The sequence below is a fragment of the Streptomyces sp. NBRC 110611 genome (assembly GCF_001590865.1).
Taxonomy (GTDB): domain Bacteria; phylum Actinomycetota; class Actinomycetes; order Streptomycetales; family Streptomycetaceae; genus Streptomyces.
The window spans coordinates 583,599-595,645 of the sequence record NZ_BBUY01000001.1; the positions used below are offsets into that span (position 1 = coordinate 583,599).

The 12,047-nt window shown below is 70.2% G+C and carries 14 protein-coding genes; 5 read left to right on the forward strand and 9 right to left on the reverse strand.

The genetic code is table 11. The annotated features are described in order from the left end of the window. Positions 1-72 precede the first annotated feature (72 nt). From AZE13_RS02550 to AZE13_RS02560, 3 genes are read right to left on the reverse strand one after another with little or no spacing between them, the layout of a single operon-like run. Positions 73-864 carry a GntR family transcriptional regulator gene (locus AZE13_RS02550; protein ID WP_066926323.1) on the reverse strand — a complete coding sequence of 264 codons (792 nt, stop codon included), beginning with the start codon at positions 862-864 and terminating at the stop codon, positions 73-75. 47 nt (positions 865-911) lie between these two features. Further along, on the reverse strand, positions 912-1,202 hold the full coding sequence (locus AZE13_RS02555) for a DUF397 domain-containing protein (protein WP_066926325.1): 291 nt from the start codon (positions 1,200-1,202) through the stop codon (positions 912-914). Beyond that, the gene (locus AZE13_RS02560; protein WP_066926326.1) at positions 1,181-2,035 is read right to left on the reverse strand and encodes a helix-turn-helix domain-containing protein; all 855 of its coding nucleotides are present in this window, start codon (positions 2,033-2,035) and stop codon (positions 1,181-1,183) included. The genes AZE13_RS02555 and AZE13_RS02560 overlap by 22 nt, the downstream gene beginning before the upstream one ends. Before the next feature lie 311 nt (positions 2,036-2,346). Here AZE13_RS02560 and AZE13_RS37765 point away from each other — a divergent pair, with 311 nt between their 5' ends. Continuing rightward, positions 2,347-2,478, forward strand: a complete 132-nt coding sequence (locus AZE13_RS37765) for a hypothetical protein (protein ID WP_258527542.1) — start codon at positions 2,347-2,349, stop codon at positions 2,476-2,478. Then, complete coding sequence (locus tag AZE13_RS36205; protein WP_147264596.1) at positions 2,475-2,678, forward strand: hypothetical protein; 204 nt, start codon at positions 2,475-2,477, stop codon at positions 2,676-2,678. The genes AZE13_RS37765 and AZE13_RS36205 overlap by 4 nt, the downstream gene beginning before the upstream one ends. Positions 2,679-2,741: 63 nt before the next feature. Here the strand turns inward: AZE13_RS36205 and AZE13_RS02565 are convergent, their stop codons facing one another. Next, positions 2,742-4,439, reverse strand: a complete 1,698-nt coding sequence (locus tag AZE13_RS02565) for a fumarate hydratase (RefSeq protein ID WP_066926328.1) — start codon at positions 4,437-4,439, stop codon at positions 2,742-2,744. Positions 4,440-4,669: 230 nt separating this feature from the next. Here AZE13_RS02565 and AZE13_RS02570 point away from each other — a divergent pair, with 230 nt between their 5' ends. Beyond that, positions 4,670-5,356, forward strand: a complete 687-nt coding sequence (locus tag AZE13_RS02570; RefSeq protein ID WP_066927166.1) for a DUF1707 domain-containing protein — start codon at positions 4,670-4,672, stop codon at positions 5,354-5,356. 229 nt (positions 5,357-5,585) lie between these two features. After that, on the forward strand, positions 5,586-5,945 hold the full coding sequence (locus AZE13_RS02575) for a WhiB family transcriptional regulator (protein ID WP_066926330.1): 360 nt from the start codon (positions 5,586-5,588) through the stop codon (positions 5,943-5,945). Positions 5,946-6,152: 207 nt separating this feature from the next. On the opposite strand, the gene glpX is transcribed toward AZE13_RS02575, so the two are convergent. Next, positions 6,153-7,184, reverse strand: a complete 1,032-nt coding sequence (gene glpX, locus AZE13_RS02580) for a class II fructose-bisphosphatase (RefSeq protein ID WP_066926333.1) — start codon at positions 7,182-7,184, stop codon at positions 6,153-6,155. 228 nt (positions 7,185-7,412) lie between these two features. Between glpX and AZE13_RS02585 the strand changes: the two genes are divergently transcribed. Then, positions 7,413-7,970, forward strand: coding sequence for a DUF4245 domain-containing protein (locus AZE13_RS02585; protein WP_079123632.1), 558 nt, complete (start codon positions 7,413-7,415; stop codon positions 7,968-7,970). A gap of 143 nt (positions 7,971-8,113) precedes the next feature. Here AZE13_RS02585 and AZE13_RS02590 read toward each other — a convergent pair whose 3' ends face one another. The 4 genes from AZE13_RS02590 to AZE13_RS02605 all read right to left on the reverse strand — a co-directional run bounded on the left by AZE13_RS02590 (position 8,114) and on the right by AZE13_RS02605 (position 11,999). After that, positions 8,114-8,707 (reverse strand): malonic semialdehyde reductase, encoded by a 594-nt coding sequence (locus tag AZE13_RS02590; protein ID WP_066926337.1) that lies wholly within the window; start codon positions 8,705-8,707, stop codon positions 8,114-8,116. Between the two features lie 170 nt (positions 8,708-8,877). After that, a complete protein-coding gene (locus AZE13_RS02595; protein WP_066926339.1) occupies positions 8,878-9,213 on the reverse strand; it encodes an exodeoxyribonuclease VII small subunit in 336 nt (111 codons plus the stop codon). 10 nt (positions 9,214-9,223) lie between these two features. Next, positions 9,224-10,486 (reverse strand): exodeoxyribonuclease VII large subunit, encoded by a 1,263-nt coding sequence (xseA, locus tag AZE13_RS02600; RefSeq protein ID WP_066926341.1) that lies wholly within the window; start codon positions 10,484-10,486, stop codon positions 9,224-9,226. A gap of 148 nt (positions 10,487-10,634) precedes the next feature. Next, the gene (locus tag AZE13_RS02605) at positions 10,635-11,999 is read right to left on the reverse strand and encodes an APC family permease (protein WP_066926343.1); all 1,365 of its coding nucleotides are present in this window, start codon (positions 11,997-11,999) and stop codon (positions 10,635-10,637) included. Positions 12,000-12,047: the final 48 nt, after the last annotated feature.

Consider the following 12,047-nt stretch of genomic DNA (forward strand, 5'->3'; position numbering starts at 1 on the left):
GCCGATCTGTTCCCGGCGACAGCACCGCGTCACACCACTTCAACCACTTCAGCCGATTGTTCAGCTGTTCAGCTACGACATCGGCGAGAATTCGTACTGCAGCTCGTACAGATGGCCCGCTTCGACGGTGTCGTTGACCTCGACCGGCCGGTCGTTGTCGCTGTACACCACGCGGAACGTCCGCAGCACCGGAAGGCTGCTGGGCAGCCTCAGCAGGGCGTACTGCTCCTGGGTCGGTATCCGGGCGGACACCGAGTCCACACACCGGCGCGGCGGATAGCCCAGCTGTGACAGCAGCGTTGGGGTACCCCCGCGAACCCTGCGGCGTTCCATCAGGGCGGTGCCACGAGCGATATCCAGGGGGAAATACGACTTGACCACTCCGACAGGCTCGTCGTCGAACGTCAGAACCTGGGAGCGCAGGACGGCGGCGCTCCAGGCGGCGCTCAGCCTGAGCGCCTGAACCACCGGAGCCGGGGGTTCGGCCACGACCTTGACCTCCAGCAGGGCACAGCTTGCACGGACCCCACGCTTACGGGCCTCGACGATCCAGCGGTACGGCTGACCGGGGACGGCCGGAGTCAGGCCCCGCGACGGCCGCATGGTCTTCTGCCGGTGCTGAAGTACCAGCACGTCCGGTGCGGCCGCTATCCCCGCATCCCCTGTGATCAGGCCCTCGTCCTCAAGCATTTCCAGTGCGCGGAGCACGGCCGGCCCGGAGGCGGCGAACCGATGGCGGAGTTCATCGGACAGCAGGGCGGTGCCCGGGAGGACCGCTCCCGACAGGATCTCGTCCCGTAGATCCGCGGCGATGCGCTCGTGCAGGGGGCGCCGGTCGGTGGTCTGTTCGCCTGTGGTCGTCATGGCTGCCAGTTATGCGGGAACGCCTGCCGCATGGCCAGAGCGCCGTTTCAGACACCGAGGTCCCCGGCTCGCACGCCCGCCACGAACGCGGCCCAGGCTCTGCCGGGTATGAGCAGGACTGGACCGTGGGGGTTCTTGCTGTCCCGTACGGGGACGAGGCCGGGGAGGCCGTCGGCGACCTCGACGCACACGCCCCCGTCGTTGTTGCTGTAACTGCTCTTGCGCCACTGGGCAGCGCCGGGAAAGCCTTCCGCCACCTCGACGCACTCGCCTCCGTCAGCGTTGCTGTAGCTGCTCTTGCGCCAGACAGCCGTGCTCAGGTCCGGGGTGGTTCGCATGGCGTCCAGTCCTCCATTGCCGCTCGAATCATCGCCTCGGAGTCGGGAGGCGAGAGGGCGTGGGCCCTTAGCAGATCGTAGGACTCCCGGCGCTGCGCCACCTTGTCCGGATCCTCGATGATGGTCCCGGACCGGCTGCCTTCTTCGTAAGCCACCAGCGGTTTATCGGGCACGGTGTAGAGCGTGAACGCGCCGCCCAGCACATCCGGGAACTCTCCTGCTTTGAACGGCAGGACCTGCAGAGTGATGTGGGACGCTGTCCCACGCTCGATCAGGGACAGCATTTGGCGGCACATCACCTGCGGCCCGCCCACCTGGCGGTGTAGCACCGCCTCGTCGAGGATGAACCAGCAGCGCGGCGGCTTCTGGCCGCTGAGACGCGCCTGTCGGTCGATCCGAGCTTTCACCAGTGCTTCGATCTCCGCATCCGGGGCGTGGGGATGCCCGCATCGCAGCCATCTCTGGACCGTCTCCGGCGTCTGAAGCAAGCCCGGGACAGAGCCAGTCACGTACTGCTCGATGACAGTGGCCTGGCTCTCGATCTCGATCACACGCCGGTACTTGCCGGGAAACGGCTCCTTCTTCGCGAGCTCGTACAGGCTCACGAACAGCCCCTCCGTGCCGAAGCAGGCGTCCAGCTTCTGCGGCAGGTCGTCGTACGGCAACGACTCCGCCTTTTCGTACCGCGCGAGTTGGGACTTGCTGTAGTAGTCCAGCACCTCGGCGAGCCGCCTCAGCGACATCCCCGCCTTCTCGCGGTGATGCCGGAGCCTGGCGCCGAACAGATCGCGCGCCGAGCGGTCCGGTGAGAGAGCGTGCGGCTGGAACGTCATCGGCCCATCTCCTCCATGTCCCCGTCGAGTCCCGGGACAGAAACCCTCTGTCGATCGTAGTCAGCACAGGGCAACTATGGGGCCACACAAAGTAATTGCACCGAACGCGGCAGACCCCGGCGACCGACGCGACGGCCCCGGGGCACGGCCGCCAGCTAGTAAGGGAGCTGACGACAATGCTGGACTCTATCGGGCGCTGCCTCGCCTGGGCGAGGGCGATGTTCGCCCCGGGTGGGCGCCATCGCGCCAAAACCGGCGCGCACACCTGCACTTGTCGCACGGTCGTCGTCTGGCCGTGGAATCCACCGCACGTGCCCTCCGCAGCGCGTGCCCGCAAGCCGCGCGCCGTCGACTTGCCGATCGACGGCGACAGGTCGCCCCTCGTACGCCCGTACTACCGCGTCTACGAGCAACAGCCGCAGCCTGTCGAGGTGGTCTGGTGAGTCCCGACCGCGAGCAACCAGGTCCGCCCCGGCCCCAGCAGTCCCTGATGACCCTGCGCGTCTATACCACCGGCCCCGACGGCTCCGTACGGGAGGAACGGGGGCAGATCCGCGTTCTGGCCGGCGAACCGGTCAACGTGTACGGGCTCAGCCAGGTATGGCCCCCGTGCGCCTGCCCCCGCCACCGGGGGCGCTGGTAAGCACGGAGCCCCCGGCCAGTGCGGCCGGGGGCTCCGTGTCTCAGGCTGTGTCTCGGGCTGCTGTCAGGACGACCGCACCGGGATCGACGTGAACGTGGGCGTCGTCGGGGCCGGGTCCTGGAAGAAGTCGTTGCCCTTGTCGTCGACGACGATGAAGGCGGGGAAGTCCTCGACCTCGATCCGCCAGACGGCCTCCATGCCCAGCTCCTCGTACTCGAGGACCTCGACCTTCTTGATGCAGTCCTGGGCCAGGCGGGCGGCGGGCCCGCCGATGGAGCCGAGGTAGAAGCCGCCGTGGGCGGCGCAGGCGTCGGTGACCTGCTGGGAGCGGTTGCCCTTGGCGAGCATGACCTTGGAGCCGCCGGCGGCCTGGAACTGCTCGACGTAGGCGTCCATCCGGCCGGCGGTCGTCGGGCCGAAGGAGCCCGAGGCGTAGCCGTCGGGGGTCTTGGCGGGGCCCGCGTAGTAGACGGGGTGGTCCTTGAGGTACTCCGGCATGTCCTCGCCGGCGTCCAGGCGTTCCTTGATCTTCGCGTGGGCGATGTCGCGGGCGACGACCAGCGTGCCGGTGAGCGAGAGGCGGGTCTTGACCGGGTGCTTGGTCAGCTCGGCGAGGACCTCGTCCATCGGGCGGTTGAGATCGATGGCGACCGCGTCGAGGTCCGGGCCTGCGCCTTCGGTCAGTTCGGCGTCGGTGGTGTCCGGGAGGAAGCGGGCCGGGTCGGTCTCCAGCTGCTCCAGGAAGACGCCCTCTGCGGTGATCTTCGCGACGGCCTGGCGGTCGGCGGAGCAGGAGACCGCGATGGCGACCGGGCAGGACGCGCCGTGGCGGGGGAGCCGGACGACGCGGACGTCGTGGCAGAAGTACTTGCCACCGAACTGGGCGCCGATACCGATCTTCTGCGTCAGCTCGAAGACCTTCTCCTCCAGCTCCTTGTCGCGGAAGCCGTGGCCGGCCGGGGAGCCCTCGGCGGGCAGCTCGTCGAGGTAGTGCGCGGAGGCGTACTTGGCGGTCTTGAGGGCGTACTCGGCCGACGTACCGCCGACGACGATGGCCAGGTGGTACGGCGGGCAGGCGGCCGTACCGAGGGAACGGATCTTCTGCTCCAGGAACTTCATCATGGAGGCCTCGTTGAGGACCGCCTTGGTCTCCTGGAAGAGGAAGGACTTGTTGGCGCTGCCGCCGCCCTTGGCCATGAAAAGGAACTTGTAGGCGCCGCCGTCGGTCGCGTACAGCTCGATCTGGGCGGGGAGGTTGGAGCCGGTGTTCTTCTCGTCCCACATGGTCAGCGGGGCCATCTGGGAGTAGCGGAGATTCAGCTGGGTGTAGGCGTCGTAGATGCCGTGGGAGAGCGCCTCCTCGTCCCGGCCCTCGGTGAGGACCTGCTGGCCGCGCTTGCCCATGACGATCGCGGTGCCGGTGTCCTGGCACATGGGGAGGACGCCGGCCGCGGCGATGTTCGCGTTCTTGAGGAGGTCGAGCGCGACGAAGCGGTCGTTGGCCGAGGCCTCGGGGTCGTCGAGGATCTTGCGGAGCTGGGCGAGGTGAGCCGGGCGCAGATAGTGCGAAATGTCGTGCATCGCCTCGGCGGCCAGCTTGCGCAGCGCCTCCGGCTCCACCTTGAGGAACGTCCGGCCGTCGGCCTCGAAGGTGCTCACGCCCTCCGAGGTGACGAGCCGGTAGGGGGTGTGGTCCTCGCCGGTGGGGAGCAGGTCGGTATAGCTGAATTCCGGGTGGGCCGGGCGGGAAGAGACCGACATGAGGCGATGAATCCTTACTCGGAGGTGTGAGCTGGCTTCTACGGCAGCGCTTCCACAGCGTAGAACCCTGCGGCGTGGCTGCGGTGGTGAGGTAAGGCTCACTTGGTGCGGGCCGGGGAGACCACTAGTCGCGATCTATCGCGTTTCGGTAGGCTGGGGCCGTGGATGCTGAGAACGGGGGACGTCCGGGCCCCGAGACCCCGCCCGGAATGCTGCGGAAGCCGGAGCACATGACGCGGAAGCCGGAAGAGAGCCCTGGCTCGCCCGCGGTGAAGCTGACCAAGACGGTGGCCGAGGGCGAGATACGGGCGTCCGACGCGGACCGCGACCGGATCGCCGAGATCCTCAGGGAGGCGCTGGCCGAGGGCCGGCTGGACCCGGAGGAGCACTCCGAGCGGATCGACGTGGTCTACCGCGCCAAGACCATGGGGGAGCTGGAGCCGGTCATACGGGACCTGCCCGCCGCCGGTGGCGGACGCCCGGCCCCTGAGGCCGGTGCGCATCAGGCCCATGCGTACGCGCCAGCCGCTCCGCTGCCGGACCAGAACCTCGTCGCGATCTTCAGCTCCTCCACCCGCAAGGGCCGCTGGCGGGTCCCGGCGCGGATCAACGCCGTGGCGGTCTTCGGCTCCGTCGAGATCGACCTGACCGAGGCGGTCTTCCCGCAGCAGCAGGTCCTGATCAACGTCACGGCCATCTTCGGCAGCGTCGAGATGCGGGTCCCGGAGAACGTCACGCTGCGCAGCAGCGGCTCCGGGGTCCTGGGCAGTTTCGAGATCGAGACGCATGAGGCGGTGGACGGCGACGCCCCGCAGGTGCACATCAACGGCTACGCCATCCTGGGCAGCGTCGAGGCGAAGCCCAAGCGCGGCGCCGTGATCCGCGACCTCGTACGCGACCTGCGCCGCCGCATATAAGGGCCGGCGTGAGGACCGGCTGGCCGGGCGGCCGGGCGGCCGAGAACGCGATTTTCGCCTTGTCGCGATGTCTCGTTTCCGCACGATCGACACGGTGTGCATAAGCGTGCGTACAGCGGGTAGGGCTGGTGCATCGTCTCTCGTGCGGCTGCGGGGTGCGAAAAAAGCCGTGCGCAGCGAGACGGTCAAGGGTGAATTCTCTCGCCGAAGCCGTCGTCAGGAGTAGACCGTGCTGCTACCGCATCAGCCCCTGCAGGATGCCGCTGTCGTTCCGTCCCCGCGAGTGCCTGCGCGCGACGAGTCCGGCCCCTGGCATTCCGAGGCGGTGTGCCGCCGGGATGAAGCCGGGCTGTTCTTCGCCCCGTCCAAAGAGCCGACCGCCGCGCGGCTGGCCAGGGAGGAGGCGGCGAAGCGGGTCTGTGCCCGCTGTCCCGTGATGGTCGAGTGCCGGGAGCATGCGCTGCTCCAGCCGGAACCGTACGGCGTCTGGGGCGGCCTGACCGCGGCCGAGCGCCGGGTGGTGCTGACCCGTCGGCGGCGCCGGGAGGCCGAGCTCCAGCGTGTCGCCCGGGTGCCCGCGGCAGGCTGACCATGCTCACGGACCACCCTTGACCCGCGCGGCGGGCGGGGGTGGGCCGGATGGGGTGGATGGGTCGGGTGAGCCGCTTCGCCCCCGCCGGAGAGTCCCCGGAGCTCCCAGAGCTCCCGGAGTCTCCGGCGGGGGCGAAGCACGTGACCGGGGGGAGAGCGGGCCGGCCTGCCCGGGCGGGCAGGGGTCAGCTCGGGCGGGCAGGGGTCAGCTCGGGCGCTCGAAGTCCACCGAGCTGTACGCGCGCAGCTTGGACAGCCGGTGCTGGGAGTCGATCGTGCGGATCGTGCCGGACTTGGACCGCATCACCAGGGACTGGGTGTAGGCGGTCTCGGCGCGGTAGCGGACACCGCGCAGCAGCTCGCCGTCGGTGATGCCGGTGGCGACGAAGAAGACGTTGTCGCCGCTGACCAGGTCGTCGATCTGGAGGACCTTGTCGAGGTCGTGGCCGGCGTCCAGCGCGCGCTGCCGCTCGTCATCGTCCTTGGGCCACAGCTTGCCCTGGAACGTGCCGCCCATGCACTTCAGCGCACAGGCCGCGATGATCCCCTCGGGCGTACCGCCGATGCCCAGCAGGAGGTCGACGCCGGTGCCCTCCCGGGCCGCCATGATCGCGCCGGCCACATCGCCGTCGGAGATGAACTTGATCCGCGCACCGGCCTCCCGGACCTCCTTGACCAGGCCGTCGTGGCGGGGCCGGTCCAGGATGACCACGGTGACGTCCTCGACCGCGCACCGCTTCGCCTTGGCGATCCGCTTGATGTTCACCGCCACCGGTGCCGTGATGTCGACGAAGTCCGCCGCCTCCGGGCCGGTGGCGAGCTTGTCCATGTAGAAGACCGCGGAGGGGTCGAACATGGTGCCGCGTTCGGCGACCGCGAGGACGGAGACGGCGTTGGCCATGCCCTTGGCGGTCAGGGTGGTGCCGTCCACCGGGTCCACGGCCACATCGCATTCGGCGCCGGTGCCGTCGCCGACCCGCTCGCCGTTGTAGAGCATCGGAGCGTTGTCCTTCTCGCCCTCTCCGATGACCACGACGCCGTTCATCGAGACGGTGTGGATCAGGGCGCGCATGGCCCTGACCGCCGCGCCGTCTGCGCCGTTCTTGTCACCCCGGCCGACCCAGCGGCCCGACGCCATGGCACCGGCCTCGGTGACCCGGACGAGTTCCAGGGCGAGGTTCCGGTCCGGCGCTTCGGGGCTGACTTCGAGTGGGGACGGGAGATGATGCTCGGACATCGAGCGCACCTTTCTGTACGGCGACGGCCGCGAGTGATGAGGGTAGGTACGACCTTATCCGGCGGCCGCGAAAATGAGCAGGGGGCCCTACGCATGAGCGGCGTCAAGGAACCCCGGGGCCAGCGGCTGCCGCGCAGGTAACGGCAGGTGAGGGGGTGGGTGACGGTGGTCACCGGGGGGCCTGTCGGAGCCGCTGCGGGGATGGGAGACCATAGGGACGTGGCAGGTATGCGAGGCAGGCAAACGGTGCGGGACATGGTCCTGTCGCTGGCGGTGATCGGCGTCCTGGTCGGGGCGATCTACTTCTTCATCCCGCACGACGACAGCGCCGACGCGGAGCAGAACGCGGTCAAGAGGGTCGACTACCGCGTCGAACTGATCACGGCCCGGCGGGCGGCGCCGTACCCGGTCGCCGCGCCCGAGGGGCTCCCCGAGACCTGGCGGGCCACCTCCGTCTCGTACAAGGCGAGCAACGACCGCAGCGGCGGCGCCTGGCACCTGGGCATGCTCGACCCCGAGCAGCAGTACGCGGCCGTCGAGCAGAGCGATGCCCCGGCGCAGCCGTTCATCCGCAGCGTCACGCTCGGCGCCACGAAGGTCGAGGGCAAGCAGGCCGTCGGCAACCAGAAGTGGGACCGCTACCAGGGCGAGAAGTACCGGGCGCTGGTCCGTGAGGAGGCGGGGGTGACGACGGTCGTCACGGGTACCGCGCCCTACGGGCGGCTCGCGGACCTGGCCGCCGCGCTGGTCGCGAAGAGGGCTGAAGACGGGCCGAAGAAGGGCTGACGCCGGGCCGCAGCCGCGTACGACGAGGCCGCCGCACCCGGGAGGGGTGTGGCGGCCTCGTCGTATGGGGTGCCTGGGTGCCTGGGATGGCTGTCCTCCGGCTGTCCCTCTGGGGGCTTCCGGGGCTGTCCTCCGGCTGAGCCTCAGACGGTGGCGGCGGCCTCGTCGAAGGACAGGCGCGGCGAACGCGGGAAGAAGGCGTCCGGGCCCGGCTTGCCGACGTTGATCACCAGGAAGGCCTTCTGCTTGCCGTCGGTGAAGAACTCCTGGTTGATACCGGCGAAGTCGAAACCGGTCATCGGGCCGGCGGCCAGCCCGGCGGCGCGGATACCGAGGATGAAGTAACCCGCCTGGAGGGTGGCGTTCTGGGTGCCGGCGGCCTCGCGGACGGCGGCCTCGGAGAAGAAGGCGTCCTTGACGTTCGGCGCGTGCGGGAAGAGCGTCGGCAGCTTCTCGTGGAAGTCCAGGCCCGCGGACAGGATGACGGTCAGCGGGGCGGTGAGCGTCTTGTCGCCGTTGGCGCCCATGGCGTACTTGACCAGGCGCTGACGGGCCTCGGCGGAGCGGACGAGGGTGATCCGCAGCGGCGACTGGTTGAACGCGGTCGGGGCGTACTTCACCAGGTCGTAGATGGCCTGCACCTGCTCGTCGGTGACCGGCTCCTCCGTGAACGTATTGGCGGTCCGGGCCTCACGGAAGAGGAGGTCCTGGGCGGCGGCGTCAAGGGCGAGAGACATAAGGGCACCTCGGGGTGGGTCGGGTGGATCGGGGTCGGAACCACTGTAACCCCGTTATGTGAACCTTCAACTAAATCCGGGATGAATGTGAGCCGGTTCACGCGGGGGTGATATTGACCTTCCGGCGATAGGTGCTGGCGGGGCGCCCCTAACGCCCTGATGTCCTGGAGCTAGCCGCGCTCCGTGCCCGCTCCCGTCTCGTCGGACTCCGCCAGCGCCGCGTCCAGCCGGGCGCGCGCGCCGTCCAGCCAGCGTCGGCACACCTTTGCCAGCGCCTCGCCGCGCTCCCACAGTGCGAGCGACTCCTCCAGGGTCGTGCCGCCCGCCTCCAGGCTGCGGACGACCTCGATCAGCTCGTCCCGAGCCTGTTCGTAGCCGAGTGTGGAGTCCACGGCCGGTACCTGTGCCTCCCCGGCGGCTGCCGGGTTCCGCTCACCGTCCTGCTCCGCGTCCTGCCGCGTGTCCTGCTCCGCGTCCGCCATACCGTCCGTCTTCACCTTCGCCATGTCCTCCAGCCTATGCAGGGGGTGTGACAGCGCCGGTCGTGCCGGTCGTGCCAGTCACGTCGGTTGCGCCGTCCACCCGCACCATGAACTCGCCTTCGGCCACCCGGGCCCGCAGCATCTCGTCCGTACTGACCTCCTGCGGCGCCCGTACCGCCGCCCCGTCCGGCTTCTGGAGCACCGCATAGCCGCGCTCCAGCGTCGCCTTGGGGGAGAGCGCGACCACCCGGGCCAGGGTGTGCGCCAGCTCCGAGTCGGCGCGGTCCAGCAGATGGCCCAGCGTCCGCCGGCCGCGCTCCAGCAGCGCCGTGATCTGCTCCTCGCGCTCCTCCACCATCCGCTGCGGCCGCTGTATGCACGGCCGCTGCAACGCCCCGGCGAGCCCGCGCTCCTCCCGCTGCAGAAAGCCGTCCACGGCGCGCAGCGCCCGCTCCCGCAGCTGCCGGATCCGGGCCTGCTCCTCGCCCACGTCCGGCACCACCTTCTTCGCGGCGTCCGTCGGCGTCGAGGCGCGCAGGTCGGCGACGAGATCCAGCAGCGGGGTGTCCGGCTCATGGCCGATCGCCGAGACGACCGGTGTCGTCGCCGCACCGACCGCCCGCACCAACTGCTCGTCGGAGAACGGCAGCAGGTCCTCCACGCTGCCGCCGCCGCGCGCCACGATGATCACGTCCACCTCGGGCAGGGCGTCCAGCTCCTGGACGGCCGCGATCACCTTCGGCACCGCCTGCGCCCCCTGCACGGGCACCGTGCGCACCTCGAAGCGGACGGCCGGCCAGCGATGCCGGGCGTTCTCCAGCACATCCCGCTCCGCGGCGCTGGCCCGTCCGCAGACCAGCCCGATCAGCTGCGGCAGGAACGGCAGCGGCTTCTTGCGCTCCGCCGCGAAGAGCCCCTCCGCCGCCAGAGACTTCTTCAACTGCTCCAGCCTGGCGAGGAGTTCACCGACCCCGACCGGTCTGATCTCGGCGGCCCGCAGCGACAGCTGACCACGCGGGGCGTACCACTCCGGCTTGGCGTGCACCACGACCCGCGCGCCCTCGCTGATCACATCGGCGACCTTGTCGAAGACCTGGCGGAAGCACGTCACGCTCAGCGAGACGTCGTACGACGGATCGCGCAGCGTCAGGAAGACCACCCCCGCGCCGGGGCGCCGCGAGAGCTGGGTGATCTGCCCCTCGACCCACACCGCGCCGAGCCGGTCGATCCACCCGCCGATGAGCCGGGACACCTCGCCGACCGGGATCGGCGTTTCCGGGGACGTTGAGACAGCCATGCGACCGAGAGTAGCGGCGGCCACCGACAACGAGCGGCGACTGACGACCAGCGGCCGCTGACAACGAGGGGCACTGACGACGAGGGGCACAGTCACGCACGGCCGGCCGGCGGCCACCGTCTCACCGTCAGCCGCCCACGCTGCCGTCTCAGCCGCCCACCCCGCCATCAGCCCCCGTCCCGCCGCCCCTGCGCGCTTTCGCCCTTCGCTGCTGCACCCACATCACCACCAGCCCCACCGCACCCCACACCCCACCCACGACCTGTGCCGTACGGGACGCCGAGACGATCACCGCCACCACCACCGCCAGCCCCAGCAGCGGAACCACCCCGTGGCGCAGCACGCTCGGTGCCGCTCCCCGCCGCCGCACGTGGAACCAGCCGATCACCGAGGCGTGCAGCAGCCCGAACGCGGTCAGCGCCCCCACGTTCACCACCGACGACAGATGCGCGAGCCCGTCGTCCCGGCGGGCCGCCCACACCGCCGCCACCAGGGACACCACGGCCGCGCCCAGCAGTGCCCGGCGCGGCACCCCACTGCCCTCGTCCACCTGTGACATCGCCCCGGGCAGCCGCCGGTCCCGGGCCATCGCGAACAGCAGCCGCCCGGCGGCCGCCTGCCCCGCCAGCGCCGCGAACGCCGCCCCGATCGCCTTGCTCGCCGCCACCAGCTTCTGCAGCCACCCACCCACGGCGTCCCGCGCCGTCGCATAGAACGCGTCCGCCTGCGTGCCCGGTTTCGCCGCCAGGTCCGCCGCCGACATCGGGGCGAGCAGCGCCGCCAGGTACGTCTGGACGGCGAACAGCACCCCGGCCACCACCAGGCATGAGAGCACCGCCCGCGCCACCCGCCGCGCTCCTCCCGCGGACTCCTCGGCGAACGACGCGATCGCGTCGAAGCCCAGATACGACAGCACCGCGACCGACGCCGCCGCCAGCACCGCGCCGACCGAGAAGCCGCCCTCGCCGGTGAACGGCGCCGTCCAGCCCCGCTGCGCCCCGTGCGCGATCAGCACGTACCCGGCCGCCACGACGAAGACGACCAGCACGACGATCTCCATCGCCAGCACCGCGAACCCCACCAGAGCCGCGGCCCGTACACCCCGCAGGTTCAACAGCGTCGTCACCACCACCGCGATCGCCGTCCACACCCACGCGTGCACCGACGGCACCAGCGCGTGCAGCGCGATCCCGGAGAACAGGTACGCCACCGCCGGAATCAGCAGGTAGTCCAGCATCGCCATCCACCCGGCGACGAACCCCGCCCCCTCGCCCAGCCCCACCCGGGCATACGCGTAGACCGACCCGGCCCGCGGGACGACCCGCACCATCTGGGCGTACGAGTACGCCGTGAACGCCATCGCGGCCGTCGCGACGATGTAGACGGTTGTGATCGCACCGTGCGAGGTGGCCTCCAGCGTGCCGAAGATGCCGACCGGTGCCATGGGGGCGATGAAGAGCAGCCCGTAGACGATCAGATCCCGGAACGTCAGCGTCCGCCGCAGCGACCCCATCCGCCCGCCTTCCACCTCGTGCCACCTCGTGCGATGCCTCGTGTGGTG

What these genes read in the sequence shown, in the direction of transcription:
- AZE13_RS02550 (WP_066926323.1), bottom strand. Translation starts at nt 864, where the DNA reads ATGACGACCACAGGCGAACAGACCACCGACCGGCGCCCCCTGCACGAG.
- AZE13_RS02555 (WP_066926325.1), bottom strand. Translation starts at nt 1,202, where the DNA reads ATGCGAACCACCCCGGACCTGAGCACGGCTGTCTGGCGCAAGAGCAGC.
- AZE13_RS02560 (WP_066926326.1), bottom strand. Translation starts at nt 2,035, where the DNA reads ATGACGTTCCAGCCGCACGCTCTCTCACCGGACCGCTCGGCGCGCGAT.
- AZE13_RS02565 (WP_066926328.1), bottom strand. Translation starts at nt 4,439, where the DNA reads ATGTCGGTCTCTTCCCGCCCGGCCCACCCGGAATTCAGCTATACCGAC.
- AZE13_RS02570 (WP_066927166.1), top strand. Translation starts at nt 4,670, where the DNA reads ATGACGCGGAAGCCGGAAGAGAGCCCTGGCTCGCCCGCGGTGAAGCTG.
- glpX (WP_066926333.1), bottom strand. Translation starts at nt 7,184, where the DNA reads ATGTCCGAGCATCATCTCCCGTCCCCACTCGAAGTCAGCCCCGAAGCG.
- AZE13_RS02585 (WP_079123632.1), top strand. Translation starts at nt 7,413, where the DNA reads ATGCGAGGCAGGCAAACGGTGCGGGACATGGTCCTGTCGCTGGCGGTG.
- AZE13_RS02590 (WP_066926337.1), bottom strand. Translation starts at nt 8,707, where the DNA reads ATGTCTCTCGCCCTTGACGCCGCCGCCCAGGACCTCCTCTTCCGTGAG.
- AZE13_RS02595 (WP_066926339.1), bottom strand. Translation starts at nt 9,213, where the DNA reads ATGGCGAAGGTGAAGACGGACGGTATGGCGGACGCGGAGCAGGACACG.
- xseA (WP_066926341.1), bottom strand. Translation starts at nt 10,486, where the DNA reads ATGGCTGTCTCAACGTCCCCGGAAACGCCGATCCCGGTCGGCGAGGTG.
- AZE13_RS02605 (WP_066926343.1), bottom strand. Translation starts at nt 11,999, where the DNA reads ATGGGGTCGCTGCGGCGGACGCTGACGTTCCGGGATCTGATCGTCTAC.